Source organism: Komagataeibacter diospyri (assembly GCF_043995075.1).
Lineage (GTDB): Bacteria > Pseudomonadota > Alphaproteobacteria > Acetobacterales > Acetobacteraceae > Komagataeibacter > Komagataeibacter diospyri.
The window spans coordinates 1,510,902-1,533,208 of sequence record NZ_CP171836.1; the positions used below are offsets into that span (position 1 = coordinate 1,510,902).

General features: G+C 61.1%; 21 protein-coding genes and 3 tRNA genes. 3 read left to right on the forward strand and 21 right to left on the reverse strand.

Annotated elements, in window-relative coordinates:
- Positions 1 to 5: 5 nt before the first annotated feature.
- The 15 genes from nuoF to ACE2AA_RS07230 form a co-directional block, all read right to left on the reverse strand.
- Positions 6 to 1,331, reverse strand: coding sequence for an NADH-quinone oxidoreductase subunit NuoF (gene nuoF / locus ACE2AA_RS07160; RefSeq protein ID WP_141260518.1), 1,326 nt, complete (start codon positions 1,329 to 1,331; stop codon positions 6 to 8).
- Between the two features lie 5 nt (positions 1,332 to 1,336).
- Positions 1,337 to 1,987: a complex I 24 kDa subunit family protein gene (locus ACE2AA_RS07165; RefSeq protein ID WP_395371915.1), complete on the reverse strand. Its 651-nt coding sequence runs from the start codon at positions 1,985 to 1,987 to the stop codon at positions 1,337 to 1,339.
- Positions 1,988 to 1,992: 5 nt separating this feature from the next.
- Positions 1,993 to 3,249, reverse strand: coding sequence for an NADH-quinone oxidoreductase subunit D (locus ACE2AA_RS07170; protein ID WP_141300500.1), 1,257 nt, complete (start codon positions 3,247 to 3,249; stop codon positions 1,993 to 1,995).
- A 7-nt stretch (positions 3,250 to 3,256) separates the two neighbouring features.
- On the reverse strand, positions 3,257 to 3,931 hold the full coding sequence (locus ACE2AA_RS07175) for an NADH-quinone oxidoreductase subunit C (RefSeq protein ID WP_141300502.1): 675 nt from the start codon (positions 3,929 to 3,931) through the stop codon (positions 3,257 to 3,259).
- Complete coding sequence (locus ACE2AA_RS07180; RefSeq protein WP_141260759.1) at positions 3,924 to 4,505, reverse strand: NADH-quinone oxidoreductase subunit B family protein; 582 nt, start codon at positions 4,503 to 4,505, stop codon at positions 3,924 to 3,926. The genes ACE2AA_RS07175 and ACE2AA_RS07180 overlap by 8 nt, the downstream gene beginning before the upstream one ends.
- A 23-nt stretch (positions 4,506 to 4,528) precedes the next feature.
- On the reverse strand, positions 4,529 to 4,894 hold the full coding sequence (locus ACE2AA_RS07185) for an NADH-quinone oxidoreductase subunit A (RefSeq protein WP_010506373.1): 366 nt from the start codon (positions 4,892 to 4,894) through the stop codon (positions 4,529 to 4,531).
- Positions 4,895 to 5,180: 286 nt separating this feature from the next.
- Positions 5,181 to 5,257 (reverse strand) — tRNA-Asp (locus ACE2AA_RS07190).
- Between the two features lie 39 nt (positions 5,258 to 5,296).
- Positions 5,297 to 5,371, reverse strand: a tRNA-Val gene (locus tag ACE2AA_RS07195).
- A gap of 84 nt (positions 5,372 to 5,455) precedes the next feature.
- Positions 5,456 to 5,743: an HU family DNA-binding protein gene (locus ACE2AA_RS07200; RefSeq protein ID WP_007399823.1), complete on the reverse strand. Its 288-nt coding sequence runs from the start codon at positions 5,741 to 5,743 to the stop codon at positions 5,456 to 5,458.
- 173 nt (positions 5,744 to 5,916) lie between these two features.
- Positions 5,917 to 8,346: an endopeptidase La gene (gene lon, locus ACE2AA_RS07205; protein ID WP_264371842.1), complete on the reverse strand. Its 2,430-nt coding sequence runs from the start codon at positions 8,344 to 8,346 to the stop codon at positions 5,917 to 5,919.
- 221 nt (positions 8,347 to 8,567) lie between these two features.
- On the reverse strand, positions 8,568 to 9,827 hold the full coding sequence (gene clpX, locus ACE2AA_RS07210; RefSeq protein ID WP_025438914.1) for an ATP-dependent Clp protease ATP-binding subunit ClpX: 1,260 nt from the start codon (positions 9,825 to 9,827) through the stop codon (positions 8,568 to 8,570).
- 131 nt (positions 9,828 to 9,958) lie between these two features.
- A complete protein-coding gene (locus ACE2AA_RS07215; RefSeq protein ID WP_010506376.1) occupies positions 9,959 to 10,594 on the reverse strand; it encodes an ATP-dependent Clp protease proteolytic subunit in 636 nt (211 codons plus the stop codon).
- A 263-nt stretch (positions 10,595 to 10,857) separates the two neighbouring features.
- Positions 10,858 to 12,195: a trigger factor gene (tig, locus tag ACE2AA_RS07220; RefSeq protein ID WP_141260523.1), complete on the reverse strand. Its 1,338-nt coding sequence runs from the start codon at positions 12,193 to 12,195 to the stop codon at positions 10,858 to 10,860.
- Positions 12,196 to 12,290: 95 nt separating this feature from the next.
- Positions 12,291 to 12,375: transfer RNA gene (locus ACE2AA_RS07225), tRNA-Leu, on the reverse strand.
- Positions 12,376 to 12,455: 80 nt separating this feature from the next.
- Positions 12,456 to 13,916: an NAD(P)H-hydrate dehydratase gene (locus ACE2AA_RS07230; RefSeq protein WP_395371919.1), complete on the reverse strand. Its 1,461-nt coding sequence runs from the start codon at positions 13,914 to 13,916 to the stop codon at positions 12,456 to 12,458.
- A 137-nt stretch (positions 13,917 to 14,053) separates the two neighbouring features.
- Here ACE2AA_RS07230 and ACE2AA_RS07235 point away from each other — a divergent pair, with 137 nt between their 5' ends.
- The 3 genes from ACE2AA_RS07235 to ACE2AA_RS07245 all read left to right on the forward strand — a co-directional run bounded on the left by ACE2AA_RS07235 (position 14,054) and on the right by ACE2AA_RS07245 (position 17,596).
- Positions 14,054 to 14,506, forward strand: a complete 453-nt coding sequence (locus tag ACE2AA_RS07235; protein WP_141260525.1) for a CopD family protein — start codon at positions 14,054 to 14,056, stop codon at positions 14,504 to 14,506.
- Between the two features lie 211 nt (positions 14,507 to 14,717).
- A complete protein-coding gene (locus tag ACE2AA_RS07240; RefSeq protein ID WP_395371921.1) occupies positions 14,718 to 16,292 on the forward strand; it encodes a DEAD/DEAH box helicase in 1,575 nt (524 codons plus the stop codon).
- A gap of 29 nt (positions 16,293 to 16,321) precedes the next feature.
- Positions 16,322 to 17,596, forward strand: a complete 1,275-nt coding sequence (locus ACE2AA_RS07245) for a class I SAM-dependent RNA methyltransferase (RefSeq protein WP_395371922.1) — start codon at positions 16,322 to 16,324, stop codon at positions 17,594 to 17,596.
- A gap of 97 nt (positions 17,597 to 17,693) precedes the next feature.
- Here ACE2AA_RS07245 and ACE2AA_RS07250 read toward each other — a convergent pair whose 3' ends face one another.
- Genes ACE2AA_RS07250 through sufC form a run of 6 tightly spaced genes read right to left on the reverse strand, consistent with a single transcriptional unit; the run spans position 17,694 to position 22,302 of the window.
- Complete coding sequence (locus ACE2AA_RS07250) at positions 17,694 to 18,074, reverse strand: iron-sulfur cluster assembly accessory protein (protein WP_141260528.1); 381 nt, start codon at positions 18,072 to 18,074, stop codon at positions 17,694 to 17,696.
- A 22-nt stretch (positions 18,075 to 18,096) separates the two neighbouring features.
- On the reverse strand, positions 18,097 to 18,558 hold the full coding sequence (locus ACE2AA_RS07255) for an SUF system Fe-S cluster assembly protein (RefSeq protein WP_141260529.1): 462 nt from the start codon (positions 18,556 to 18,558) through the stop codon (positions 18,097 to 18,099).
- A gap of 7 nt (positions 18,559 to 18,565) precedes the next feature.
- The gene (gene sufU / locus ACE2AA_RS07260; protein WP_395371923.1) at positions 18,566 to 18,994 is read right to left on the reverse strand and encodes a Fe-S cluster assembly sulfur transfer protein SufU; all 429 of its coding nucleotides are present in this window, start codon (positions 18,992 to 18,994) and stop codon (positions 18,566 to 18,568) included.
- Positions 18,995 to 19,007: 13 nt separating this feature from the next.
- Positions 19,008 to 20,258 (reverse strand): aminotransferase class V-fold PLP-dependent enzyme, encoded by a 1,251-nt coding sequence (locus ACE2AA_RS07265; protein WP_395372154.1) that lies wholly within the window; start codon positions 20,256 to 20,258, stop codon positions 19,008 to 19,010.
- A complete protein-coding gene (gene sufD, locus ACE2AA_RS07270) occupies positions 20,258 to 21,532 on the reverse strand; it encodes a Fe-S cluster assembly protein SufD (protein ID WP_395371925.1) in 1,275 nt (424 codons plus the stop codon). Before sufD ends, ACE2AA_RS07265 begins: the two co-directional genes overlap by 1 nt.
- A complete protein-coding gene (gene sufC / locus ACE2AA_RS07275) occupies positions 21,529 to 22,302 on the reverse strand; it encodes a Fe-S cluster assembly ATPase SufC (RefSeq protein ID WP_141260532.1) in 774 nt (257 codons plus the stop codon). The genes sufD and sufC overlap by 4 nt, the downstream gene beginning before the upstream one ends.
- Between the last annotated feature and the right edge of the window lie 5 nt (positions 22,303 to 22,307).

The following is a 22,307-nucleotide window of genomic DNA, read 5'->3' on the forward strand; positions in this document are numbered from 1 at the left end:
TGTTCCTACTCCGCAGCTTCAACCAGGCCTGCAGGCACCTGCACGGACCGCGTGCCGCCATGGGCTGCCTTGTAGGCATGAATGCGTTCTTCCATGACGGGCCGGAACCGGCGGATCAGCCCCTGTATCGGCCATGCCGCCGCATCGCCCAGCGCGCAGATGGTGTGCCCTTCCACCTGCCGGGTGACCTGTTCCAGCATGTCGATTTCCTCGATTTCGGCGCGGCCTTCGACCATGCGTTCCATGATGCGCATCATCCATCCCGTGCCCTCGCGGCACGGGGTACACTGGCCGCAGCTTTCATGCTTGAAGAATTTCGAGAAGCGGGCGATGGCCGCGATGATGTCGGTGGATTTGTCCATTACGATCATGCAGCCGGTGCCAAGGCCGGAGCCTTCGGCGCGCAGGCTGTCGTAATCCATCAGTACGGTGTCACACACATCGCGCGGCAGCATGGGCACCGAACAGCCACCGGGAATAACCGCCAGCAGGTTGTCCCACCCGCCCCGCACGCCACCGCCATGCTTTTCGATCAGGTCCTTCATGGGCACGCCCAGCTCTTCTTCAAACACGCAGGGCGTGTTGACGTGGCCCGATATGGCCATGAGCTTGGTGCCCGCGTTGTTGGGCCGCCCCAACCCGGAGAACCACGCAGCCCCCCGGCGCAGGATGGTGGCGGAAACGGCAATGCTTTCCACATTGTTGACCGTGGTGGGGCAGCCATACAGGCCCATGGCCGCCGGGAACGGCGGCTTCATGCGCGGCTGCCCCTTCTTGCCCTCCAGGCTTTCCAGCAGGGCGGTTTCCTCACCACATATGTACGCACCGGCACCCCGGTGGATGTAGAAATCGAAGTCCCAGCCCGACCCGCAGGCATTCCTGCCGATCAGTCCCGCCGCATACGCCTCGTCAATGGCGTGCTGCAGGTGCATGGCCTCGTTATGGAACTCGCCACGAATGTAGATATAGGCCGCGTGCGCCCCCATGGCGAAGGAGGCAATCAGCGCGCTTTCCACCAGCTTGTGCGGGTCATGGCGCAGGATCTCGCGGTCCTTGCAGGTGCCGGGTTCCGATTCATCGCCATTGATGACGAGGTAATGCGGCCGCCCGTCATTCTTCCTGGGCATGAACGACCATTTGACGCCAGTGGGAAAACCCGCGCCACCGCGCCCACGCAGGCCGGATGCCTTCATCTCGTTAATGATGGCATCGCGCCCGCGCGCCAGTATTTCCGCCGTGCCGTCCCAGTCGCCCCGTGCGCGCGCGCCAGCCAGCGTCCAGTCATTCTGGCCATACAGGTTGGTGAAGATGCGATCCTTGTCCTGCAGCATGTTCCTTACCCCTGCCCCTGCGGCTTTTGCGCCGCGTCTTCCACCAGCACCTTGCGCCCACCGGCGGGGGCGGAGTTCAGGCGGTCTATGGTGGGACCGGGCGTGGGCCGTTCGCCACGCTTCAGCGCCTCGATCAGTTCAAGGGTGCGCGGACCGTCCAGATCTTCGTAGTAATCATCATCGACCTGCAGGATCGGGGCATTGGCGCAGGCACCAAGGCATTCGACCTCCGTCAGGGTGAACAGGCCGTCGCCACTGGTCTCACCAAACGCCCTGATGCCCGTCGCCGCCTTGCATGCCGCCGTCACGTCATCCGAACCACGCAGCCAGCACGATGTGGTGGTGCACACCTGCAGGTGGTACCGGCCAATCGGTTTGGTGTTAAACATGAGGTAGAAGGTTGCGACCTCGTAAACCCGGATCGGAGCCATTTCCAGACGTTCGGCCACCACATCCATGGCCACGCGGGGGATCCACGCGCTGCCGGTCTGGCGCCCCATCTGCTTTTGCACGACATACAGCAGCGGCAGCACGCCACTTGCCTTACGTTCAGGCGGATACTTGGCGAGGATGGTCGCAATCTGCTGCTCGCTTTCGGCATCGAATGCGAACTGGGTCGGTTCCGCGCCCTCGGGCGCGTTGGGCTGGACGGACATGTCGGTCACCTGTCAATCTCGCCAAACACCAGGTCGAGCGACCCGATAATGGCCACGGCATCCGCCAGCATGTGCCGGCGCGACATCTCGTCGATTGCCTGGAGATGGGAAAAACCCGTAGGCCGAATCTTGCAGCGATACGGCCGGTTACTGCCATCGGCCACCAGATACACGCCGAATTCCCCCTTGGGCGTTTCGGTCACGGTGTAAGTGGCCCCCGGTGGCACGTGATAGCCTTCGGTAAACAGCTTGAAGTGATGGATCAGCGCTTCCATCGACCGCTTCATCTCGCGCCGCGGCGGAGGCGTGATCTTGTGATCGCGCACCTTGATCGGGCCAGGACGGATCTGTTCAAGGCACTGGTTGATGATCCTTACGCTCTCGCGCATTTCCGCGACACGGATCAGGTAACGGTCATAACAGTCGCCCTGCCGCCCCACGGGCACGTTGAATTCGACCTTGTCGTAATTGTCATAGGGCTGGCTGCGGCGCAGGTCCCACGGCACCCCCGATGCGCGCAGGCACGGGCCGCTGAAGCCCCAGGCCAGGGCCTGTTCGGTCGTGAACACGCCGATACCCACCGTACGCTGTTTCCAGATGCGGTTACTGGTCAGCAGCGATTCCAGATCATCGATCCATTTGGGAAAGGTCCGCGCCCAGTCGGCAATGCGTTCCTCCAGCCCCGCGGGCAGGTCGCGCGCGACACCACCGGGGCGGACGTAATTGGCGTGAAAACGCGCACCGGACGCGGCCTCATAGAACTCGATCAGCTTTTCGCGTTCCTCATACCCCCACAGCGCGGGCGTAAGCGCGCCGCAGTCCAGCCCGAAGGAGGTCAGATTGAGGATATGGTTCAGGATGCGCGTGATCTCGGCAAACATGACCCGGATCCACCTCGCGCGTTCCGGGGCTTCGATATTCAGCAGTTTTTCCACCGCCAGCGCGAAGGCCTGTTCCTCACACATCGGCGAGACGTAATCGAGGCGGTCAAAATACGGCAGCGCCTTGGGATATGTCTTGTACTCAATCAGCTTTTCCGTGCCGCGATGCAGCAGCCCGACATGGGGAATGGCGCGGGCGACGACCTCGCCCTCCATTTCCAGTACCAGCCGCAGCACGCCATGGGCGGACGGATGCTGGGGCCCGAAGTTCAGTGCGTGGGAATCAATTTCCACCACATGGCGTTTGACCTCGCCATCACTGTCCTCCGGCAGCATGCTGTCGGGAATATCCGTATCACTACGAAGGGTTACGTCGCTCATCTGTCGCCTATCCCTGTCGTTTCATGTCCTGGCGGTCGGCATGCGCCTTTTCATCGCCCGGTAGGGTAAGGATGCCTTCCCATGGGGACTCAAAATCGAAATTGCGGAAATCCTGCACCAGATCGACCGGCCCATAGACCACCTGACGGCGTTCCTCGTCGTAATGCAGCTCGACATAACCGGTCAGGGGGAAGTCCTTGCGCAGCGGATGCCCTTCAAACCCGTAATCGGTCAGGATGCGGCGCAGATCCGGCTGGTCCGTGAACAGTACGCCGAACAGGTCATAGCATTCGCGTTCCCACCATGTAGCAGCGGGCCAGAGCTGATGGACGGACGGCACGGGCGATGTTTCATCCGTGGTCACGATCACGCGGATGCGATGGTTATGGGTAACCGACAGCAGATTATAGACCACATCGAACCGTTCGGCCCGTTCGGGAAAGTCCACGCCGCAGATATCCATCACCTGCTGGCAGGCATAACGCGGGTCATCACGCAGCATGGTCATAAGGTCGAGCAGGCGATGGCGCGTGGTGCGCACCACCAGCTCCCCCTTCTCGATCCCGGCTGAAATAATACCCGGAACAGCGGTGGACAGACGGAAGGCGATTACGCCCAGCGATCCCGACACGACACGCGGCGCCGCGACGGTAATGGGGGGAATGTTTGCAGGATCAGCCACGGCGGATCGTCCCTGTCCTGCGGATTTTCTTCTGCAGTTGCAGGATGCCGTAGATCAGCGCCTCCGCCGTGGGGGGGCAGCCGGGCACGTACACATCCACCGGCACGATGCGGTCGCAGCCGCGCACCACCGAATAGGAATAATGGTAATACCCGCCACCATTGGCGCACGACCCCATGGAAATGACCCAGCGCGGCTCGGCCATCTGGTCATAGACCCGGCGCAGTGCCGGGGCCATCTTGTTGGTCAGCGTGCCCGCCACGATCATCACGTCCGACTGGCGTGGTGACCCGCGCGGGATGATGCCCATGCGGTCCAGATCATAACGCGGCATATAGGCGTGGATCATTTCCACGGCACAGCACGCCAGCCCGAAGGACATGGGCCACAGGCTGCCGGTCCGCCCCCAGTTCACCAGCTTGTCCAGACTTGCGACCACAAAGCCCTTTTCGGTGATTTCGCCGGTAATGCCCTTGATGACCGCATCCTGCTGCGGCCCCGGCGGCAGCATTTCCCGGTTCCACGCAATACTGTCCGCGGGCCGGTCCGGCCCGGATGTATCGTTGCTACCCATTGGCGCGCCTCCCCTTGTCATGCTCAATCCCAGTCCAGCGCGCCCTTGCTCCATTCATAGATGAAGCCGACCACCAGAACGCCCAGGAAACCCATCATGGACGCGAAACCAAACCACCCGATCCGCGACAGGCTGACCGCCCACGGGAACAGGAATGCGACTTCCAGATCGAAAATGATGAACAGGATCGCCACCAGATAGAACCGCACGTCAAAACGATGACGCGCATTGTCGAATGCCTCGAAACCACATTCATATGCGGACGTTTTCTCGGCATACGGCTTCTGGTGGCCAAACAGCAGTGAACTGCCCAGCATTGCGCCTGCGATCACCACCGCAATGCACCCGAATATGAGTACGGGCAAATAATCAGCGATAACGGAATGCATCTTCCGTGTTCCCAACCTGTTAATCCGCCATCGGATGTCTTGAACGACTTATGTATGGCTTCCGGGATGCTAGACCCAACGTGCTGATGGGAACAGTTACTTAACCGTGTTCTTTGGTGAACATTACTGTGAGGATATATACCGGACCATTTCCGTCAATATTGCGTGACCATTACTTAAATGGCACGAAATATTGTTTTCATTTTTCCGTGTGGACTGCGGGCACAAAAAAACGCCAGTGCGGCTGCATCTGGCGCGGTGCGGACAATAATGGATTGTGCCGTAATGGCGCGAGTGACGGGGCTCGAACCCGCGACCTCCGGCGTGACAGGCCGGCGCTCTAACCAACTGAGCTACACCCGCGTGGTGTATGTCCCTGCTTATATGAAAGCATGGGAAGTATGGTGGGCGATGACGGGATCGAACCGCCGACCCTCTCGGTGTAAACGAGATGCTCTACCGCTAAGCTAATCGCCCGCGACCCTACTAAGCGATTGCAAAAAAAGGGGCAACCCAAAAAATGGATTGCCCCTTCTTTTTTACCTGAAAAAGTAGCCAGCCTTACTTGCTGACGGCTTCCTTCAGGTTCTTGCCCGGCTTGAAACGCACGGAGGTGGAAGCCGGAATGTCCAGCGGTTCACCCGTACGGGGGTTACGCCCCTTGGCCGCCTTGCGGGTTGCGGTCACGAACGTACCAAAACCAACCAGACGGACTTCCTGCTTGCTTGCAAGCGCCTTTTCGATCGCACCGAAAACCGCATCAACCACTTCGCCAGCCTTTGCCTTGGCCAGATCGGCTTCCTCGGCTACCGCAGCGACGAGTTCCTGCTTGTTAAGTGGCTTCTCCATTTTACGCCTTTCTTTGTACTGTGCGCCTACGCAATCATTCAAAAGTCGCGCCGCATTTCTGCACGCACTATGCCGCTGTTTTTTCTCACGTCAACCGACAGAATTCGGGGAATGACAGAGAAATTCCGTCATTCCCCCCCTTCATGACAATTTTGCGACCCTGCACCCCTGCCTTAATGCGTCAATGCGGGGGTTGCCGTGTCTTCCTTGGTGCCAGATGCCACAGGCTCCGTCCATTCAATCGGTTCGGGCTTATGTACCAGCGCCTGCCCGATCACCTCATCCACATGCGAGACCGGCAGGATGGTCATGGCCTGTGTCACGACTTCGGGAATATCCACCAGGTCCTTCTCGTTATCCTTGGGAATGAAGATGGTGGTCAGACCTGCACGGTGGGCAGCCAGCAGCTTTTCCTTAAGCCCGCCAATGGGCAGGACACGGCCACGCAGCGTGATTTCACCCGTCATGCCCACATCGCGGCGCACCGGGATGCCCGTCATCACGCTGACGATGGACGTCGCCATGGCGATACCGGCGGACGGACCGTCCTTCGGCGTGGCCCCTTCGGGCACGTGCACATGCAGGTCACGCTTTTCAAACAGGTCGGGACTGATTCCAAACGTCACGGCGCGGCTGCGGACATAGGACAGGGCCGCGGCGACACTTTCCTTCATCACGTCGCCCAGCTTGCCGGTCAGCTTGATGTTGCCCTTGCCGGGCACCATCACACTTTCGATGGTCAGGATTTCGCCGCCCACCTCGGTCCATGCCAGCCCGGTCACGACTCCGACCATGTCTTCCGACTCGGTCTCGCCATGGCGGAAGCGCTTCACGCCCGCATATTTTTCAAGGTTTTCAGCCGTAATCTCCACGGTCTTCGCCTTGCCTGTCACGATTTCGGTCACGGCCTTGCGTGCAAGGGTCGCGATTTCACGTTCAAGGTTACGCACGCCTGCTTCACGGGTGTAGCTACGGATCAGTTCGCGCAGTGCATCATCCGACACCGACCATTCGCCGGGCTTCAGGTTGTTCGCTGCCGTCTGCTTGGACAGCAGGTGGCGCTTGGCGATCTCGACCTTCTCATCTTCCGTATAACCGGACAGACGGATGATCTCCATGCGGTCCAGCAGGGGCTGGGGCATGTTCAGGCTGTTGGCCGTCGTGATGAACATCACATCCGACAGGTCATAATCGACTTCCAGATAGTGATCGCCAAAGGTCGAATTCTGCTCCGGGTCCAGCACCTCCAGCAGGGCGGAAGACGGATCACCGCGCCAGTCAGCACCCAGTTTGTCGATTTCATCCAGCAGGAACAGCGGATTCGAGGTCTTGGCCTTCTTCATCCCCTGAATGATCTTGCCTGGCATGGAACCGATATAGGTGCGGCGATGGCCACGGATCTCGGCTTCGTCACGCATGCCGCCCAGCGACATGCGGACATACTGCCGCCCCGTCGCCTTGGCGATGGATTTGGCCAGCGAGGTCTTGCCCACACCCGGCGGTCCCACCAGACACAGGATCGGCCCCTTCAGCTTCTGCGCGCGACTCTGCACAGCCAGGTATTCGATGATGCGTTCCTTGACCTTCTCCAGACCATAATGGTCGGTATCGAGGACCTTCTGGGCCTCCGACAGATCATGGCGCACCTTGGAACGCTTTTTCCACGGGATACCAAGGATCCAGTCAAGGTAGTTGCGCACCACCGTCGATTCGGCGGACATCGGGCTCATGGTCCGCAGCTTCTTCAGCTCGGCCACCGCCTTCTCGCGGGCTTCCTTGCTCAGCTTGGTCTTGGCGATCTTTTCCTCAAGCTCAGCGGTTTCGTCCTTGCCGTCCTCACCTTCGCCCAGTTCCTTCTGAATCGCCTTCAGCTGTTCGTTCAGGTAGTACTCACGCTGCGTTTTTTCCATCTGCCGCTTCACGCGATTGCGGATGCGCTTTTCCACCTGCAACACGCCGATTTCGGCTTCCATATGCGCGAAAACCCGCTCCAGACGCGCGTTCACGTCCTGGATTTCAAGGATTTCCTGCTTTTCGGGAATCTTCAGGTTCAGATGGCTGGCAATGGTATCCGCCAGCTTGGACAGGTCATCAATCTGGTTGAGCGAGACCAGCACCTCTGGCGCGATCTTCTTGTTCAGCTTGATGTACTGCTCGAACTGGCCGATCAGCGTACGGCCAATGGCCTCGGCTTCCTTGCCGTCGGTTTCCTGTTCCGGCACATCCTCGATCTCGGCCTCGAAATGGCCATCGATCTCATGCAGGGCGGTGATGTGGGCGCGACGGCCACCTTCGACCAGCACCTTTACCGTACCATCGGGCAGCTTGAGCAACTGCAGGATGGTGGACACGGTGCCGTAGCGATAGATATCGTCGGGCGTCGGGTCGTCCTGTGCCGCGTTCTTCTGCGCGACCAGCAGGATCTGCTTGTCGCTACGCGTTACGGCTTCCAGCGCGCGCACGGATTTTTCACGTCCCACGAACAGCGGCACGATCATGTGCGGGAAAACGACAATATCCCGCAGGGGCAGCACCGCGATCGTATCATGCGCGCTGGCCGTTTCTTCCGTCTCACGCTGGGCGGGGGGCGGATTGGCTACCATGTTGTTGTCCGTCTTTTCCGTCCCGTCGGGGACGGGATTCAGCCTGTCAGTTTCAGACATGTTATTTTTTGACCTCCTGATGGACGATCCCGGACGGGCACCCGAACATTGCGGCCTGCCCATCCGTCGCGCCGCATATGCGACAACTTCACTTCATGTTGTCACGACGCGCCATCACCACAAGTCCGGCGATGGCATTTCGGCGTAAACCGGCCCAGTCGTCAGGCAGACTGTTCGGCTGGCTGATTCTTCCCATACACATAGACAGGCTGTGCCTTGCCTTCGGCCACTTCCTTATTGACCACGATTTCCTCGACGTTTTTCAGACCGGGAAGTTCGAACATGGTCGACAGCAGGATGCTTTCCAGAATGGCGCGCAGGCCACGCGCACCGGTACGCCGCGCGATGGCGCGCTGGGCCACCTGACGCAATGCGTCTTCGGTAAAGGTCAACTGCACGTCTTCCATCTGGAACAGGCGCGCGTACTGCTTGACCAGCGCGTTCTTGGGCTTGGTCAGGATCTCGATCAGGGCTGCCTCATCCAGATCCTCCAGCGTCGCGACAACGGGCAGACGACCGATGAATTCGGGGATCAGCCCGAATTTCAGCAGATCCTCAGGCTCCACGTCACGCAGCACCGCACCCATCCGGCGTTCGTCAGGCGACTGCACATCCGCGCCGAACCCGATGCCCGACCCCTTGCCACGCGCGCTGATGATCTTGTCCAGGCCAGCAAAAGCACCGCCACAGATGAACAGCATGTTGGTGGTATCGACCTGCAGGAATTCCTGCTGCGGATGCTTGCGCCCGCCCTGCGGCGGCACGGAGGCGACGGTGCCTTCCATGATCTTCAGCAGCGCCTGCTGCACGCCTTCGCCACTGACGTCGCGGGTGATGGAGGGATTGTCCGACTTGCGCGAAATCTTGTCGATCTCATCGATATAGACGATGCCGCGCTGCGCCTTCTCCACATTATAGTCGGCGGCCTGCAGCAGCTTGAGAATGATGTTCTCCACGTCCTCGCCCACGTAACCGGCTTCGGTCAGGGTCGTGGCGTCGGCCATGGTGAAGGGCACGTCAAGGATGCGGGCCAGCGTCTGCGCCAGCAGGGTCTTGCCCGACCCCGTTGGCCCGATCAGCATGATGTTGGATTTCGCGATCTCGACATCATTGTTCTTCTGGGCATGGGCCAGGCGCTTGTAATGGTTATGCACCGCAACCGACAGCACCTTTTTCGCGTGTCCCTGCCCGATGACATAGTCATCCAGAATCTTGCAGATTTCCCGCGGCGTTGGCACGCCATCGCGTGATTTGACCAGATGCGTCTTGTGTTCCTCACGGATGATATCCATGCACAATTCGACGCATTCATCGCAAATGAACACGGTGGGACCGGCGATCAGTTTGCGGACCTCGTGCTGCGACTTGCCGCAGAACGAGCAGTAAAGCGTATTTTTGGAATCGCCGGATTTGTTATTCATAACCGCTCCTATTCCCACGCGGGGGAACTTCTCCATACCTTGCGGCCGGGCCACGGGGGCACGGCACGCCGCAGGTGATTTTCACCCACAGGGGCAGGAAGCGCACCTGCGCGCGCGCTTCCTTTTGCAGATTACTCCGCAGGTTTTGATGCAACGTTACGACGGACCACTTCATCCACAATACCGAATGCCTGCGCTTCTTCCGCCGACATGTAGCTGTCGCGTTCCAGCTTCTGCTCAATTTCCTCAAGCGTGCGGCCGGTATGCTCCTTGTAAATCTCGTTCAGGCGCTTGCGAATGGTCAGGATTTCCTGCGCCTGGATCTCGATGTCGCTGGCCTGTCCCTGCGCGCCACCGGATGGCTGGTGCACCATGACACGGGAATTGGGCAGGGCGAATCGCCGCCCCTTTTCCCCACCGGCCAGCAGCAGCGACCCCATGGATGCCGCCTGCCCGATGCACACCGTGCTGACGGGGCAGCGGATGTACTGCATGGTGTCGTAAATCGCCAGTCCCGCCGACACCACGCCACCGGGGCTGTTGATGTAGAACGAGATTTCCTTGCTCGGGTTCACGCTTTCCAGATAAAGCAGCTGCGCCGACACAAGGGCGGAAACCTGGTCATAGACCGGTCCGGTCAGAAAGATGATCCGTTCCTGCAGAAGGCGGGAATAGATGTCGAATGCCCGTTCCCCGCGGGAGGTCTGCTCCACCACCATGGGCACCAGAGCGTTATTGAAGATCTCTACGGGATCCCGATCCCTCATAGCCATATTCCCGTCCTGAAAAGCAAGGCCCCGTCCTGCGCACGATCACCGGCAAAAGATGCGCGGACAACGCGGGCGCAGCCGGACCCTTCCCGGTTACTTATGACAAAATAGAGACAAACACGCCAGATACCACCCCACCCCTGTCATTTTGCCATGATCGGGGGTGACAAACTGTACGTGTTCACCTGTCCGCAAACACATACGGCGCGCGGAAGTCCCCTTCCGCGCGCCGTATGCGCTACCTATGTCGCGAAAGCGGATCAGACGTCAGCTTCCGGCATTTCAGCCAGCTCTTCCGGCGTCACTTCCTTGTCCTCGACCTTCGCAAGCTCGACGATGTAGTCGATGACCTTGTTTTCAAAGATCGGGCCACGCAGGCTGTCAACGGCCTGCGGGTTCTTGGAGAAGTACTCGAACACGGCCTGTTCCTGACCGGGATAGCGCGAGGCTTCGGCGCGCACCGCGTGCACGATTTCTTCCTGCGTTACGGTGATGTTGTTCACACGACCGATTTCCGCCAGCAGCAGGCCCAGCTTCACGCGGCGTTCGGCGATCTTGCGATAGTCGGCGCGCAGCGTGTCCTCGTCCTTGTCCTTGTCTTCCTCATCCAGGCGACCGGCCTTGCGGTCTTCCTCGATGCGGTTCCAGATCTGGGCGAATTCGGCGTCAACCATGCCCGGAGGGGCTTCGAAATCGGTCTTTTCCGCCAGCTTGTCCAGCAGTTCGCGCTTCAGGCGCAGGCGGGACAGCTGCTCGTATTCCTGACCAACCTGCTTGGAGATCAGTTCACGCACCTGCTCCAGCCCGTCGAAGCCCAGCTTCTTGGCCAGTTCATCATCAATCTTGGCCTCGACCGGACGGCGGAGTTCCTTGAGCTTGATGTCGAAGGTGGCTTCCTTGCCCGCCAGATGTTCCGCGCCATAATCGGCGGGGAAGGTCACGGTGATCACCTTTTCGTCACCGGCCTTCATGCCCTCGATCTGCTCGGCAAAACCAGGGATGAAGCCTGCGCCACCCAGTTCGACGCTGACGTCATCGGCGGAACCGCCTTCAAACGCCGTGCCATCGACCTTGCCGACGAAGTCGACGACGGCCACATCGCCATTGGCGGCGGGACGGTCTTCCTCGACCTTCTCGAACTCACGCTGGCGGCTGGCGATTTCCGTCAGGGCCTTGTCCACGGTCTCGGCGTTCACTTCTGACTTGAGACGCACGAGCGACAGGTCGGACAGGTCGGGGATGGTGATTTCGGGCAGGACCTCGAACTCGACCGTGAACTTCAGGTCTTCCCTGCTGCCCGGCTCGCTGCCGGAAACCAGGTCAACCTTGGGCTGCATGGCCGGGCGCAGGCCGCGCTCATCCAGCAGGGTGCGGGTTGCCTCACTTACAACCTGCTCCAGGACTTCGCCCTGAACAGATTCACCAAAACGCTGCTGCAGGATGCTCATCGGCACCTTTCCGGGGCGGAAGCCCGGCAGCTTCATGGACTGTCCAACTTCTTTCAGGCGCGCGGTGCGCTTGCTCTCGATTTCCGCAGCAGGCACCGTAACGGTAAACCCGCGCTTCAGGCCATCGGAAAGCGTTTCAGTAACCTGCATCTGCCAGGCCATCCTCTCGGTCAGAACGTGTCAAAGAACGCAATAGGCCGGTCTGGCCACCACGTCTGCTCGCATAACGCGACTTGCCGGGATCTTGGTACGGGCGGAGGGACTTGAACCCCCACGACTTGCGTCACCAGAACCTAAATCTGGCGTGTCTGCCAATTCCACCACGCCCGCACTGTGCCCAGGCTGTAAGCGCGGGGCTTTAGCGCACCATTGGCCACGGGGCAATATCCCACGCGGCCCGAATGGCGTTTTCAGCCTAAAACTTTTTTTGCCATGGCTTCCGCCCGCGCCCTTGCCGCCCCCAGATGGCGGTCAAAATCCTCGGCTACCGGCCACTCCCCGGCATGCAGCGCCGCATCGCCATGCATCCATACCCCTGCACAGGCTGCATCCCAGCGTGGCATGCCCGCCGCCAGCAGGGCCGCGATGATTCCCGTCAGCGTATCGCCCGACCCCGCCGTGCCCAGCATGGGGGTGGCATGGCTGTTGATCGCGACCCGCCCGTCGGGGCTGGCGATGATGGTGTCCGGCCCCTTCATGACGGTCACCGCCCCTGTCCGCGCCGCAGCCTGCCGCGCCGCCGCCACGCGGTCCGGCCCCGGCTTGCCGAAAACGCGCGAAAATTCGCCGATATGCGGGGTGATGATGGCAGCCCCCTTCAGCCGGTCAGGCTGCCCCGCCGCCATGGTGAACGCCCCGGCATCGGCAATCACGTCCCGACCCGCGCGCACCAGTGCGGGAAAGGTTGCCGCCACCTCATCCACCGACAGGCCGGGACCACAGACCCATACATGTCGGCGCGAATCCTGCAGCAACCCGTCCAGCGCGCCGGAATCCACGATCAGCCCCGGCGGCGCGGTCATGCGGTATACTTCCGCGCTGTCTCCCACCGCCAGCCGCACGAGCCCCGCACCTGCCCCCCGTGCGCCCGCTGCCGACAGACGGGCCGCACCCGGCATTTCACGCCCGCCACATATACTGACAACGCCACGGCTGTATTTATAGCTGGTCGGCCCGCATGCAGGCGTACGCCACAGGCCCGGTTCGTTATGCCATGTACGAATCGGCACCGATGCCACGGCATCTTCCCCGATACCGATATCCGTCAGCACGGTCCGGCCACACAGCGTATGGCCCGGCAGCAGCAGATGACCGGGCTTAAGCCTGCAGAACGTGACCGTCATTTCCACCTGTGGCGCGTATCCCCGGACCGCCCCCGTCGCCCCGTCCACGCCTGTTGGCATGTCTATGGCAACCAGACGGGAAGCCGCCTTCAGCACGTCCGCCACGTCCGGGCCGATATCCCGGCTCAGCCCCGCGCCAAACACGGCATCGACCACCAGGTCAAAACCGGCGGCATTTTCAGGCGTGAACGCCACGACCGGCCCGCGCCACCGTGCTGCGGCAGCGGCCGCGTCGCCGCCGGGATGCGGAGGCGCCATTTCCGCGACCGATACCGGCCAGCCTTCCTCCGCCAGCCTGCGCGCAGTCACGTAACCGTCGCCACCATTATTGCCCGGACCACACAGCACCAGCACGCGGCACGGACGCATGTGCCGCCTGATGGCGCGGGCCACGGCCCGGCCCGCGTTTTCCATCAGCACGGCCACCGGCACGTGGCGGGCAGCGGCGGCGTCAATCCGCCCCATTTCATCGGGCGCGGGCAGCAGAAGGTGGCGCACGTCCCTATGTGCTGTTTCATCCATGGTCATGATGTCCTTCCCCCTTTCGGCAACTTTGGCTGCGTGACCGGTCTTGCGCATGATACAGGAATGGGGAAACAAGCATTCCGTATCCTGCCGCATGGCACGGATCGTTTTTTACCCATCCACCCCCGCAAGGAGGCGTCATGTCCTATTCCATAGTCTGGAGCCTTGTGCTCGCACTCCACATAACTGGCATGGCGGCCTGGGTCGGCGGCATGATCTATGCGGCCTTCGTGCTCAAGCCCAGCCTCAGCCTGCTGGATGGAACGCAGCGCGCCTCAGTCCACCTGCAGACGCTCAACCGTTTTTTCCGTATTGTATGGCATACCATGCCAACGGTGCTGATTACGGGCTGGCTCCTGATTTATCACGATGGCGGCTTTGCGGTGGTGCCATGGCCGATCAACCTCATGCAGCTGTTCGGACTGATCATGGCCGGCATATTCGCCCGCATCTATTTTGGCCCCTACCAGAAGGCGCGCCGCGCGCTGCGCCCGCAGCAGGGTACATTCGACTCGATCCGTTCGCTGGTCATGCTCAACACCGGAATCGGCGTGCTGACCATCATCTGTGGCTGCCTTGCCCATCCGTTCTGAAAATATGGACGCACCCCTCACGTCCCCTTGATTTCCATTGCGGATATGGGTAGGCACAGGGAATGTGGCACATCAGGGGTCTGACCCCGAACATGCCGCACTCCCCTTCCCTGCATTGCTGCAGGTACATCAGGGACGGCAGCCTGATACAGCGCGACACGGTGGCAATCGGACGGGGCCATATTCATCTGCTGATACGTTCGAGAGTAATTTGAGCGCCAAAAAAACGTCCTCCGCCCCGGCCCGCTCCGCAAAAAAGGCGGCAGCCCCAGCCTCCGCCGCAAGCACGGACGGGGTTGCCCCCACTGACACCTCTGCACCGGCAGACGCCGCAGAACAGGAAGCACAGCCCCTGTTTTCCGAACTTGGCCTGTCCGAACCCATCCAGCAGGCAATTGATGAGATGGGATACCGTCATCCCACCCCCATCCAGGCACAGGCCATCCCGTATGTACTGATGGGGCGCGACGTTCTGGGTGTGGCGCAGACCGGAACCGGCAAGACCGCATCCTTCACCCTGCCCATGCTGGAAATCCTGTCCGGGTCACGGGCGCGGGCACGGATGCCGCGTTCGCTCATCCTTGAACCCACACGTGAACTCGCGTTGCAGGTCGCGGAAAACTTCGTCAATTACGGCAAGCACCTCAAGCTGACCCATGCACTGCTGATTGGCGGCGAAAGCATGGCCGAACAGAAGGAAGTGCTGAACCGCGGTGTTGACGTGCTGATCGCTACACCCGGGCGGCTGATCGACCTGTTTGAACGCGGAGGCCTGCTGCTGACCCAGACCAAGCTGCTGGTGATCGACGAAGCGGACCGCATGCTGGACATGGGCTTCATTCCCGATATCGAGAAGATCGTGGGCATGCTGTCGCCGCTGCGCCAGACCATGTTCTTCTCCGCCACCATGGCGCCGGAAATCCGCAGGCTGGCGGACATGTTCCTGCGCAATCCCAAGGAAATTACGGTCAGCCGTCCCTCCTCCGTCGCCTCGACGATCGAGACGGGACTGGCCATTGTCGACGCCAAGGAAAAGCGCCGCGCGCTGCGCAAGCTGCTGCGTGCGTCGGACATGCAGAACGCCATTGTGTTCTGCAACCGCAAGCGTGATGTCGATGTACTGTGCAAATCACTGATAAAACATGGTTTTTCCGCAGGACCCCTGCATGGTGACCTGGCGCAGTCGCTGCGTTTCTCGACACTTGAAGCATTCAAGAGCGGCGAACTGAAGATTCTGGTCTGTTCCGACATCGCGGCGCGTGGGATCGACATTGGCGGCCTGTCGCATGTGTTCAATTTTGACGTACCGTTCCATGCTGAGGATTACGTCCACCGAATCGGCCGTACCGGCCGCGCGGGCCGTACCGGGCATGCCTATACCCTGGCCACGCCGGATGAAGAAGCGCTGGTCCAGGCCATCGAGAAACTGACAGGCAAGCCCATTCCCCGAATCGAAATCCCCGGCGTGGAAACGCTGGAATGGTCGGACGAACCCCGCGCCGCCAATGGCCGCCGCAAGTCCGCCCGCAAGGGCAATGCGGCAACCCCTGCCCCGCAGCAGGCAGTTCCTGCTCCCCCTGCGGTCGCCGAGGAAGCGATTCCTGCCCCACGCAAATCGCGCAGGACGCAGGGTGGCAATGCAGGCGGCGCCTCCACTTCCACGCGTCGCGACTCGGGCTTGCTACCGTCCGCGCCAGATCAGCCGGTTACTGGCTTTGGCAATGACGTGCCGGCCTTCATGCAGCTGCCGCGCCGTGAAAAATCCGTCATTCCGGCCGACGAATAAGTACTCTGCCCTTCAGGCGATAACAGGGAATGGAAAACGCAGTGGCGAATGCCATCCGGGTGGTGGCGCTCGGCAATGATGGGGATGGCATAGCCCAGACCCCGGAGGGGCGGATATTCGTACCCGGCACGGTCCCGGGTGATGAAATCCTGCTGGTGGACCAGAACGGCACGCACGGCACGCTTGACCGCGTGCTGATACCCGGGGTCGATCGCGTGGCCGCCCCCTGTTCCCTGTTCGGCCGTTGTGGTGGCTGCCGGATTCAGAACATGGCATTACCGGCCCTGCTGGACTGGAAAACGGGCCGGGTGCTCGACTCCCTGCAACGGGTTGGGTTTGACGCCATTCCCACACCGCAGGCCCATCAGGTCAGCCCACATGCCAGGCGCCGGGTCGATCTGGCCTTCCGCCGGGTCGGGAAAGAGATCGTGCTGGGACTGCACCGCCGTCGCGGCGATGTTGTGGACATGACCGAGTGCACGCTGCTCGACCCCACGCTTTTCAACCTGCTGACACCATTGCGCGCCATGCTGCATTCGCTGCCGGCCGTACATACGGGTGGTGATATCCAGATCAATCTTCTGGATAGTGGTCCCGATCTGCTGATTACGATGGACGGCACGCCAGACCCCAATGACCGGCGTATCCTTGCCCAGTTTGGCAAGGCGCATGGCGTCCCACGTATTTCACTACAGGCCCGCCCACCGGAGACACTGGCCCTGACCGGGCCGGTCTTCCATCATTTTGATGACGTGCGCGTGATGCCTCCGCCGGGCGCTTTCCTGCAACCCGCGCGGAGGGGGGCTGCCTTTATCAAGGCGGCGGTCCTTGCGGGCCTGCCACGCAAGGGGCTGAAGGCGGGTATTATCGAATTATACGCGGGCTGCGGCACGCTGTCCTTCGCACTGGCTGAACAGGCCAAGGTCCATGCCTATGAAGGCGATCGCGCCGCCTTTGCCTGCCTGAAACAGGCCAGTGGCGGCACACGCGTCCTGCCTGCGCAGCGAGACCTGAACCGCCAGCCAGTCATGGCGACCGATCTGGCAAAGGCAGCGGCGGTCGTGCTGGACCCACCCCATGCGGGAGCCGGTGCGCAGATCGCCCAGATTGTGGCAGGAAAGCCACCATGCGTCATCTATGTCAGTTGCAATCCCGTTGCCCTGCAACGGGATCTGACACCATTGCGCCAAGCGGGCTACCGGCTGGATAGTATCACGGTCATTGACCAGTTCCTGTGGTCAGCGGAAGTCGAATCAGTCTGCGTGCTGACCCTGCCAGGGAAAAACCGCCGTAACCGGCGGTAAAAGCAGGATTTTTTAAGGAAGCTTTTTTCAGAAAGCTTTGAAGAACGCCGCCTTTTTGGGAAAAGGCGGCACCCTGAAGCCTGTCTGGTTTTCAATATCAGACGTGAAAACTTTCCCCGCAGCCGCAGCGGCCCTTTTCATTGGGATTGCTGAAGGTGAAGCCGGATTCAAGCTGCTTGACCTCATAATCCATCACCGACCCGATCAGGAACAGCGTCGCCTTGCGGTCCACCAGCAGGGTAACTCCCTTGTCCACCACCACTTCGTCACCCGGACCGGCCTGTTCAACAAAGCTCATGTCATAGGCATGGCCAGAACAGCCCTTGGTTGAAATGGCAATGCGCAGCAGATGTCCGGCATGATTGGTCTGGTACAGTTTTTCCAGCCGCTGCGCGGCCCGGTCCGTCAAGGTCATAAGCGGCGGCAGGGCACGGCGCGGGGTGGCAGCAGTAGTAGTCGTAGCGTTATGTTCAGTCATGGCACGTTCCCCTTTTCTGGGTTCAGAACATGTTCAGGGCAAGGCGCGCATCTTCGCTCATACGCGACATGTCCCATGGCGGCTCCCACACGATTTCCACCGTGGCAGTGGTGACCATATCAATTTTTTCCACCGCTTCCTTAACCTGTACAGGCAGTTCCTGCGCGCTGGGGCAATTTGGGGCTGTCAGTGTCATCTCGACCTTGACCGATCCATCCTCATGCAGGTCGATGGCGTAAATCAGGCCAAGTTCATAGATATTGACCGGGATTTCCGGGTCATACACCGTAGCGATCGCCGCAATGACCGTGTCCTCATCCGGCATGCTGCCACTGGCTGCGGCATCAGCCGGCTTTTCCCCGTCTGGTGTCCACGTTGATACGGGTTCGGCCTTGGGACTGGGCGTATCTTCGGTCTCAAGGGAGAAATGCCCGGCTCCCTCTGCCATGCCGATGGCAGGCTCTACCTGATTTTTCTCGTCCATGGGACTTTCACCTGTCTTTATCATCATTGAGCATTTCGATCAGCGCCGACCATGGCAGCATCGCGCAGCGGATACGTGAACGATGCCGGTGCAATGGCGCAAAAGCCGAAAGTTCACCCAAGCCCTCGGGGGCTATACCTGTTTCAACGGCCGTAACAAGGTCCGCATGCAGTTGGCTGACGTGTGCAGGTTCCTGCCCGACCACCCGTTCCGCCATGAGATCCGCAGACGCAGCACAGATCGCGCAGCCCCGCGTTTCATGCCGTAATGCCGCAACCCGGCCCTGTACATCGACATTGGCCTGCAGCCTTACCCGGTCGCCACACAGGGGGTTTGACCCTTCCCCCTGCATCTGCGCACCTGCCAGCGGGCCGGAATACCGGGGAGTTCTGGCCCGTTCCAGCACTACGGTGCGATACAGATCATCCTGCGTCATGACTGTCACGCCATCAGACAAAAAAGCCGCGTATCTGTTCCAGCGTGGCGGCCAGGAAGTCAATTTCCTCTGGCGTGGTGTAGATGCCGAAACTGGCCCGCGCGGTGGCCGAAACCCCCAGCCTGTGCATGAGCGGCTCGGCACAGTGATGCCCCGCCCGCACCGCGATGCCGTTGCGGTCCAGCAGGGTAGCGATGTCATGCGGATGGACATCATCCATGGTGAACGAAATCACCCCGCCACGATCCGGCGCGGTCCCGATCACTTTCAGTCCGCTGACATTGCCCAGCGCCTGCAGCGCGTGGGTGGTCAGGACTTCCTCATGTGCGCCGATCGCGTCAAACCCTATGGATTCGATATAGGCAAGGGCCGCGCCCAGTCCAATGGTCTCGATGATGGCGGGGGTGCCTGCCTCGAATTTATGCGGGACACTGGCCCATGTTGACCGTTCGAACGACACGGTGGAAATCATGTCGCCACCGCCAAGGAAGGGCGGCATGGCGTCAAGGATCTCGCGTCGTGCCCACAGCACGCCAATGCCGGTCGGGCCATACAGCTTGTGCCCGGTCACCACGTAGAAATCCGCGTCCAGCGCGCGCACGTCCACACGACGATGGACGGCAAGCTGACTGCCATCGAACAGCACTTTCGCACCGGCCGCATGCGCCATGTCGGCAATGGCACGGGCATCCGTGATCGTACCCAGCACATTGGACATGTGGGTGATCGCCACCAGCGCCACCCGTCCGTCGGACAGGTTGCGCGCCAGGGCGTCCATGTCCAGCGCGCCATCATCGGTAACGGGGGTTACGCGCAGTTCAACGCCCGTGCGATCCCGCAGCATCTGCCATGGCACGAGGTTGGCATGGTGTTCCATTTCGGACACCAGAACCACCTGCCCCGGCTTCAGCAGGGAACCGAATGAATGGGCGACAAGGTTGATCGCCTCGGTGCTGTTGCGGGTGAATACGATTTCCTCCCGTGCGCTGGCGCCAAGGAAGGCCGCCACCTGATCGCGCACGGCTTCGTAGGCTTCCGTCGTGCGTTCGCTCATCCAGTACAGCCCGCGATGGATGTTGGCGTACTGGGTGCGCATGGTATCGGCCATGGCGTCAATGACCTGCCGCGGCTTCTGCGCGGAAGCCGCGCTGTCAAGGAACACAAGGTCCCTGCCATGCACCTTCTGCGACAGGATCGGGAAATCGGCCCGGATACGGCGCAGGCTGCCCGCGACGTCCGTGCGGCTGGCTACAGTCTGGTCCATCATGCGACCTCCCGCGTCCACCATGCCTCTACAGCAAGGTTCAGGCTGTCCTTCAGGCGCTGGTCATCAATCTGGTCCACGACATCATGCAGGAAGGCGCGGATCAGGATGGAGCGCGCGGCGGCATTGGGAATGCCACGGCTGCGCAGGTAAAACAGCTGGTCATCATCCAGTGCGCCCACGGTGGCGCCATGGCTGCACTTCACGTCATCAGCGTAGATTTCCAGTTCCGGCTTGGCGTCGATTTCCGCGCCATCGGACAGCAGAAGCGCCTGATTCATCTGGTACCCATCAGTCTTCTGGGCAATACGCTCGACAAGGATCTTGCCCTGAAACACGCCACGCGCCTGATCGGACAGGACATTCTTGATTGTCTGGCGCGACACGCAGTCCGGTGCCGCATGGGTGATCACACTGGTCAGGTCACCATGCTGGTGGCCAGACAGAAGCTGCGCGCCATTGACGTGCACGCTGGCCCCCGGCTGCGTCAGCCCGGCATGCACTTCATGCCGTGACAGGCTGCCCCCCAGCGTAAGCGTAAAACTGTCATAGACACCTGCCGCCGCAACCCGGGCATGGCTGACCGCCAGATGCACCGCCTGCCTGCCTTCTGCCTGGATACGGGCATGCGACAGGTAGCCTTCATCCGCCACCGTAATGTCATACAGCGGATTGTGCAGGTACTGCCCCCGCCCGACCGATGCATCCAGCAGCGCCAGACGACCGCCCTTTTCCACCACGATGCGGTGGCGCGGGTGGAAGGAAACCGGCTCGGCCTCTCCCGTCTGGCCAATACTGACCAGCAGCAGGCAGCCGCCATCCACGCCTGCAGGCACGACCAGATCCAGTCCGTCGCGCGCAAGGACGGTATTCAGCGCGGTGGTGACATCACCCGCCGGATCGATCCCGTCATCGGGTAGCATGCCTGCGGCCAGGGTCGAAATCCGCACGCCTTTTGGCAGGCGCGAACGACCGGCATCGAACGATCCGTTCACGAATACGACGCGGCTGGCCCCGGCGCCAAGACCGGAAATGGTTTCGACCTCCGCCAGCAGGGTATCGACAGCCCTGTCATCAACCACTTGCGGCGCGGCCGTGAACGGCACGTCAGCCAGTGCCCGCAGGGATGTATATTTCCACGCCTCCACACCCGTGCGGGGCAGGCCGACATGGCGCAGGAAATCGGCGGCCTTCTGCCGTTGGGCATTGCCCGTTACATCACCCCGGTCGAGAAAGGTGGCAGCATTGACCCCGACCGGTGCAATGGCGTTCACGCCGCCTCCGACAGGAACTGGGCGTAACCCTGCGCCTCAAGCTGTTTGGCCAGTTCGGGACCACCGCTGTGAATGATGCGGCCCTTCGCCATTACATGGATACGATCGGGCACGATATAGTCCAGCAGCCGCTGGTGATGGGTGATGACCAGCGCCGAAAAATCGGGCGAACGCAGGGAGTTCACACCTTCGGCCACGATACGCAGGGCATCAATGTCCAGTCCGCTGTCCGTTTCGTCCAGAATGGCGAAGGATGGCTGGAGCATGCGCATCTGCAGCACCTCGTTGCGCTTCTTCTCCCCACCGGAAAAGCCGACATTGACGTTACGCTTGAGCATCTCGTCCGACATGGACAGGTGCTTGGTTTCCTTGCGCACGGCTTTCAGGAAAGCCACCGCGTCCAGTTCCTCCTGCCCGCGCGCGCGGCGCACGGCGTTGACGGCGGTGCGCAGGAAATTGGCGTTGTTCACACCCGGCAGTTCGACCGGCGTCTGGAACGCAAGGAACAGGCCAAGGGCTGCACGTTCCTCCGGTTCCAGCGCCAGCAGATCCTGCCCCTTGAAGGTGGCGGCCCCGCCGGTCACTTCATAATCCTCGCGCCCGGCCAGCACATAGGACAGGGTGGACTTGCCCGAACCATTCGGCCCCATGATGGCGTGGACTTCACCCGCCGGGATTTCCAGATCGACCCCACGCAGTATTTCCTTGTGGGTCTCCCCGTCCGAAATGCGGGCGCACAGGCCATTGATGCTTACGAATTGCTTGCTCACGTCTT

What these genes read in the sequence shown, in the direction of transcription:
- nuoF (WP_141260518.1), bottom strand. Translation starts at nt 1,331, where the DNA reads ATGCTGCAGGACAAGGATCGCATCTTCACCAACCTGTATGGCCAGAAT.
- ACE2AA_RS07165 (WP_395371915.1), bottom strand. Translation starts at nt 1,987, where the DNA reads ATGTCCGTCCAGCCCAACGCGCCCGAGGGCGCGGAACCGACCCAGTTC.
- ACE2AA_RS07170 (WP_141300500.1), bottom strand. Translation starts at nt 3,249, where the DNA reads ATGAGCGACGTAACCCTTCGTAGTGATACGGATATTCCCGACAGCATG.
- ACE2AA_RS07180 (WP_141260759.1), bottom strand. Translation starts at nt 4,505, where the DNA reads ATGGGTAGCAACGATACATCCGGGCCGGACCGGCCCGCGGACAGTATT.
- ACE2AA_RS07185 (WP_010506373.1), bottom strand. Translation starts at nt 4,894, where the DNA reads ATGCATTCCGTTATCGCTGATTATTTGCCCGTACTCATATTCGGGTGC.
- ACE2AA_RS07200 (WP_007399823.1), bottom strand. Translation starts at nt 5,743, where the DNA reads ATGGAGAAGCCACTTAACAAGCAGGAACTCGTCGCTGCGGTAGCCGAG.
- lon (WP_264371842.1), bottom strand. Translation starts at nt 8,346, where the DNA reads ATGGTAGCCAATCCGCCCCCCGCCCAGCGTGAGACGGAAGAAACGGCC.
- clpX (WP_025438914.1), bottom strand. Translation starts at nt 9,827, where the DNA reads ATGAATAACAAATCCGGCGATTCCAAAAATACGCTTTACTGCTCGTTC.
- ACE2AA_RS07215 (WP_010506376.1), bottom strand. Translation starts at nt 10,594, where the DNA reads ATGAGGGATCGGGATCCCGTAGAGATCTTCAATAACGCTCTGGTGCCC.
- tig (WP_141260523.1), bottom strand. Translation starts at nt 12,195, where the DNA reads ATGCAGGTTACTGAAACGCTTTCCGATGGCCTGAAGCGCGGGTTTACC.
- ACE2AA_RS07230 (WP_395371919.1), bottom strand. Translation starts at nt 13,916, where the DNA reads ATGACCATGGATGAAACAGCACATAGGGACGTGCGCCACCTTCTGCTG.
- ACE2AA_RS07235 (WP_141260525.1), top strand. Translation starts at nt 14,054, where the DNA reads ATGTCCTATTCCATAGTCTGGAGCCTTGTGCTCGCACTCCACATAACT.
- ACE2AA_RS07245 (WP_395371922.1), top strand. Translation starts at nt 16,322, where the DNA reads ATGGAAAACGCAGTGGCGAATGCCATCCGGGTGGTGGCGCTCGGCAAT.
- ACE2AA_RS07250 (WP_141260528.1), bottom strand. Translation starts at nt 18,074, where the DNA reads ATGACTGAACATAACGCTACGACTACTACTGCTGCCACCCCGCGCCGT.
- ACE2AA_RS07255 (WP_141260529.1), bottom strand. Translation starts at nt 18,558, where the DNA reads ATGGACGAGAAAAATCAGGTAGAGCCTGCCATCGGCATGGCAGAGGGA.
- sufU (WP_395371923.1), bottom strand. Translation starts at nt 18,994, where the DNA reads ATGACGCAGGATGATCTGTATCGCACCGTAGTGCTGGAACGGGCCAGA.
- ACE2AA_RS07265 (WP_395372154.1), bottom strand. Translation starts at nt 20,258, where the DNA reads ATGGACCAGACTGTAGCCAGCCGCACGGACGTCGCGGGCAGCCTGCGC.